The organism is Luteitalea sp. (assembly GCF_022842525.1).
GTDB lineage: Bacteria > Acidobacteriota > Vicinamibacteria > Vicinamibacterales > Vicinamibacteraceae > Luteitalea.
The window spans coordinates 1-4,530 of the sequence record NZ_JALHPM010000311.1 but is presented as its reverse complement, the minus strand read 5'-3'; the positions used below and the strand labels follow the sequence as shown (position 1 = coordinate 4,530).

Here is a 4,530-nt window from a genome sequence, read left to right as displayed (position 1 = left end):
CGCGCCCGGCGCGAATGTCCCCGTCAACGTGGTGCGCGGCGAGCGCGGCGAGCAGGGCGAGCGGCGGCCCGAACGGCAGCCGCTGTGGCGCGCGGACTTCGCGCACCAGGCCGGCTCGCTCGAGGCGGTGGTCGCCTCGGCACGGCGACGGAACCTGTTCGTCAGCTCGAGTGTGCTGCTGCTGCTCGGGGCCAGCATCGGCATGCTGCTCGTGTCGAGCGCGCGAGCCCGCACGCTGGCGGCGCAGCAGATGGAGTTCGTCGCCGGCGTGTCGCATGAACTGCGCACGCCGCTGGCCGTGATCCGGTCGGCCGCGGAGAACCTGGCCGACGGCGTGGTGGGCGATGTCGATCAGGTGAAGCGCTACGGGCAGCTGATCGCCGGCGAGGGACGGCGCCTCACCGAGATGGTCGAGCAGGTGATGGAGTTTGCCGGCTTCGAGGCCGGCCGCGCGCTCGACGTGTCGCCGGTGGCGGCCGCGGACGTGGTGCAGATGGCCATCGAGGCCTCCGGTCCGTTGCTGGCCGAGACCGGGACGTCGGTCGACGTCGAGCCCCCCGACGGGGCGGTCCTGGTGCGGGCCAACCATGGGGCCCTGGCCCGGTCCGTGCAGAACCTGATCTCGAACGCGGTCAAGTACGGCGGGGCGGACCGCTGGGTCGGCGTGCGCGTACGACAGGCCGATGCGCGCACGGTGGCCATCGCGGTCTCCGACCACGGGCGCGGCATCCCCGAGCAGGACCTGCCACGCATCTTCGAGCCGTTCTATCGCGGCCAGCCCGCCGTCGACGGCCACATCCACGGCAGCGGGCTCGGTCTCAGCCTCGTCGACCGCATCGTCCGTCAGCACGGCGGGCGCGTGCAGGTGCAGAGCTCGACGCGCGGGACGACGTTCACGCTGTTCATCCCGGCGGCTCCGGAGGCGACAGCGACGGAGGTGGTGGAGTCGGTGGCGGCGATGGACGCGCAGCTGGGCCGCCGCGGGCACGCCTCGTGAGCGAGTCACCCAGGATCCTGCTCGTGGAGGACGAGCCCGGCCTGCAGCTCACGCTCTCGGACCGCCTCAGGCGCGAGGGGTATGTCGTCGACACGGCGGGCGACGGGCAGACGGGGCTCGACAAGGCGGCGACGGGCGAGTTCGACCTCGTGCTGCTCGACGTGATGTTGCCGCGCAAGAACGGGTTCGACGTGCTGCGCGATCTCCGCCAGCGCGGTCTCGAGACGCCCGTGATCATGCTGACGGCGCGGAGCCAGGTGGTGGACACGGTGGTGGGCCTCAAGCTCGGCGCCGACGACTACCTGTCCAAGCCGTTCGAGATGATGGAGTTGCTTGCGCGCGTCGAGGCGCGCCTGCGGCGACGCACGACCCCCCCGGCGACCACGCCGGTGAGTGAGGGCTACCAGTTCGGTGACGTGCGCGTGGACTTCCGCAGCGCGGAGGTGTTTCGTGGGCCCGACACCATCGAGCTGTCAGCCCGCGAGTACCAGTTGCTGCGCTACCTGATCGAGCACCGCAACGATGTGATCTCGCGCGACCAGCTGCTCAACGAAGTGTGGGGCTACAACGCGATGCCGTCGACCCGGACGGTCGACGTCCACGTGGCATGGCTGCGCCAGAAGATCGAGCCGAACCCCCGCCATCCCCAGTTCCTGCTGACCGTGCACGGGCTCGGCTACCGGTTCGTCGGGTAGGAGCAATTCAGCATTCAAAATTCATGATGAAGCGCGAGGCCAGCTTCGCCATGCTCCCGCGGAAGCGTTGGCGATGTTGGCCCCGAGCTTCATTGTGAACTCTGCATTCTGAATTTTCTGAACTACTGTCCCCGCGCTGGCGTCGTGCAGAGCGCCACACCGTTGAAGGTGTTGGCCGCGGCGGTGGTCGGGCAGAGCTGCCCGCGGATCTCACCTCCGGGGTTGGCCTGCGTGTGCACGTTCACGTACGCCGCTCCGCTCGCGATGGCAAACGCGATGTCGTCGAAGCTGCGGATGCCCGCTTCTGGACGCATCACCATCTCGCTGGCGCGTGCTGATCCCTTGATCTGGAACGACCCCGACTGTCCGACGGCGGCGATCGGGAAGTTGATTACCACCGGGCCGTTCACGCCGGCGGTGCCGGAGTGGATGTGCGAGGCCACGACCCCGGTCGGGAGACCGTAGATGTTCACCTCGTAGTCGATCGTCCCTGCCGCCCGATCCACCGTGACCAGGGCTTCACCATGGGCCCCGGCGCTCACGCCCGGCACCTCGTTGCCACCTCCCAGCATTGCGCGCACGGTCACGCGGTTCTGCGCTTCTGCCACCGACACACTGCCAGCCACGACTGCGCTGGCCAGCGCCATCATCATCAACGCTTGCTTCATCTCTGTCTCCTCTGGGTTGGGCAAGGAGGAGAGTAACGCACAATTCAGAATTCGAAGTTCAGAATGCAGGGTCTACCGGGGAGCGAGGAAGCGGGTCGCAGCGCCTGGGAAGTCCTGTCTGTTTCGAAACCTGGAGCAAAGCGCCGGGCAGAGCCGTCCAATGCTCGCCCCGCGCTGCATTCTGAATTTTGAATTCTGAATTGCCGTGACGCGCCCCTCAGGCCGTCGCCGGCAGGCCCTTCTCGAGGAGGCGCTCCATCGTGGTGGCGAACGTGTCCACTTCCTCGAGGGTCGTGTAGACGTTGGGTGTGACGCGCAGGCCCTCGAACTCGGCGTGCTTGATCGGCGTGACGATGATGCGGTGCTGGGCGTAGAGGTGCGCCGCGAGGCGGGCCGGGTCGAGGCCAGGCGTCGAGAGGTTGCCGATGGCGCCGCTCTGGCCAGGCTCGAAGCTGGTGAGGATGCGGGCCTTCGGGTGGTCGGCGAGGCGGCGCATCCAGCGGTCCCTGAGGTAGCGGAGGCGAGCCAGCTTCCGTTCCCCGCCGATGGTGTGGTGGTAGACCCGGGCTTCGGCGATGGCGTTGTGGTTGGCGGCCGGGTGCGTGCCGACCTCCTCGAACTTGCGGATGTCGCCGGCGCGACTCGCGGCGGCCGGGGTGAGCGGCCACAGCGCCGGGATGCGGTCGCGGCGCACGTAGAGGAAGCCGGTGCCGATGGGAGCCAGCAGCCACTTGTGGAGGCTGGTGCCGTAGTAGTCACACCCCAGGTCGCGCAGGGCGAACGGGAAGTGTCCGAAGGCGTGCGCCCCGTCCACGATGGTCTGAATGCCTCGTTCTCGGGCGATTCTGCAGATGTCCGCTACGGGGAAGATTTGTCCCGTGAGGTTCGTGATGTGGCAGAAGTGCAGGACGCGGGTCTTCGGCGTGAGCGCGCGCGTGAGCCGCTCCGTCAGATCGGCCATCGATGGCGGCGGCACCGGGAATGACACCTTGGTGAGGACGATGCCGTCGCGGCGAACGCGCTGGTCCCAGGTGTCGAGCATGCGGCCGTAGTCCTGTGTCGTCGTGACGACCTCGTCGCCAGGCGCCAGGTCGATGCCGAGCTGGGCAATCTGCAGCGCCTCACTTGCGTTGCGCGTGATGGCCAGATCTTCAGGATCGCAGCCTGCATCTTGTGCCAGGCCGACCCGCACCCGCTCCAGGTTGGGCTCCTGCTCCTGCCACATGTTGAAGACGGGCGCCTGATTGGCGTGATCCAGGTAGCGCTTGAAGGCCTCGTGCACGACCCGTGGGCTCGGGCAGACGCCGCCATTGTTCAGGTTGATGACCGTGCGATCGAGCGTGAAGCCGAGTTGGACGTCGCGCCAGAAATCCTCGTCGGCGGCCAGTTCGAGGGGGGACCGGCCTCGGGCCTGGTCGGAGGCGCGGGCCATGAGCGACAGGCCGTCGGACGTCAGGGCGGCGGCCACCAGAGAACCGGTGGATCCGAGGCGATTCAGGAACGCGCGTCGCGAGGGCATAGGGACTCCTGCAGGGGTGCGCGGAGTCTAGCACGGGCGAAAGTGTCGGCAGTCGAAGCGGATTTTAGTCTCGCCAAAAGGAGACTTCTAGGACGGCTATTTCGCAGCCGGACGGCTGAATTCGAGCAAAAACCGTCGAACCGCCGCAGGCAGCATATGGCACGGCGTCTGTGTCGCACTTCAGCATCTTCCAGCGCACCGGGTCAATCACCTATGACCCGTGCGTGGCTGACCCGCAGGCTCCGGGCTGCGAGGCCTCCACCGGTTCGTGGAAGACCCCGTTCACCGACCCGCCCTTCAACTTCAACAACAATCAGGCGAAGAACGTGGGTGACCCGGCTCCGGAGCCGGCCACGATGGCCCTCCTCGGCCTCGGCCTGCTCGGCGCCAGCATCGCTCGTCGCCGCAAGCAGTAAGCAGCCGTCCCTTCTCGCGCCCTCGCGGGACCTCGACGCCGGCCTTCCCCCTCGGGGAGGCCGGCGTCGTTGCGTTTGCGGGACTGCCGTTTGTATGGCGTCGTGGCCGAAAAACACCTCTCTGGAGGAGACTTCCCAGTTGGTGTCGGTGGGTCGTCAGCGCCATGGCAGCAAAATCCTTCGTGAATCGCGTGGATTGTCGCTGGCTCGGCCGTTGCCTTTGATGAAGGCGTTC

General features: G+C 67.6%; 5 protein-coding genes. 3 read left to right on the top strand and 2 right to left on the bottom strand.

The window, feature by feature from the left end; genetic code table 11:
* Positions 1-997, top strand: a 997-nt coding sequence (locus Q0C41_RS29990; protein WP_291990458.1) for a HAMP domain-containing sensor histidine kinase, incomplete at its 5' end; no start/stop codon positions are given.
* Positions 994-1,692, top strand: a complete 699-nt coding sequence (locus Q0C41_RS29985) for a response regulator transcription factor (RefSeq protein WP_291990456.1) — start codon at positions 994-996, stop codon at positions 1,690-1,692. The genes Q0C41_RS29990 and Q0C41_RS29985, both read left to right, overlap by 4 nt.
* A gap of 122 nt (positions 1,693-1,814) precedes the next feature.
* On the opposite strand, the gene Q0C41_RS29980 is transcribed toward Q0C41_RS29985, so the two are convergent.
* A complete protein-coding gene (locus Q0C41_RS29980) occupies positions 1,815-2,360 on the bottom strand; it encodes a CHRD domain-containing protein (RefSeq protein ID WP_291990454.1) in 546 nt (181 codons plus the stop codon).
* Between the two features lie 217 nt (positions 2,361-2,577).
* On the bottom strand, positions 2,578-3,879 hold the full coding sequence (locus Q0C41_RS29975) for an aminotransferase class V-fold PLP-dependent enzyme (RefSeq protein WP_291990452.1): 1,302 nt from the start codon (positions 3,877-3,879) through the stop codon (positions 2,578-2,580).
* A gap of 224 nt (positions 3,880-4,103) precedes the next feature.
* Here Q0C41_RS29975 and Q0C41_RS29970 point away from each other — a divergent pair, with 224 nt between their 5' ends.
* Complete coding sequence (locus tag Q0C41_RS29970) at positions 4,104-4,295, top strand: PEP-CTERM sorting domain-containing protein (protein ID WP_291990450.1); 192 nt, start codon at positions 4,104-4,106, stop codon at positions 4,293-4,295.
* The last annotated feature ends 235 nt before the right edge of the window (positions 4,296-4,530 follow it).

Excerpts from the sequence above, each read along its gene's own strand:
- Q0C41_RS29980 (WP_291990454.1), bottom strand. The coding sequence starts at position 2,360 with ATGAAGCAAGCGTTGATGATGATGGCGCTGGCCAGCGCAGTCGTGGCT.
- Q0C41_RS29975 (WP_291990452.1), bottom strand. The coding sequence starts at position 3,879 with ATGCCCTCGCGACGCGCGTTCCTGAATCGCCTCGGATCCACCGGTTCT.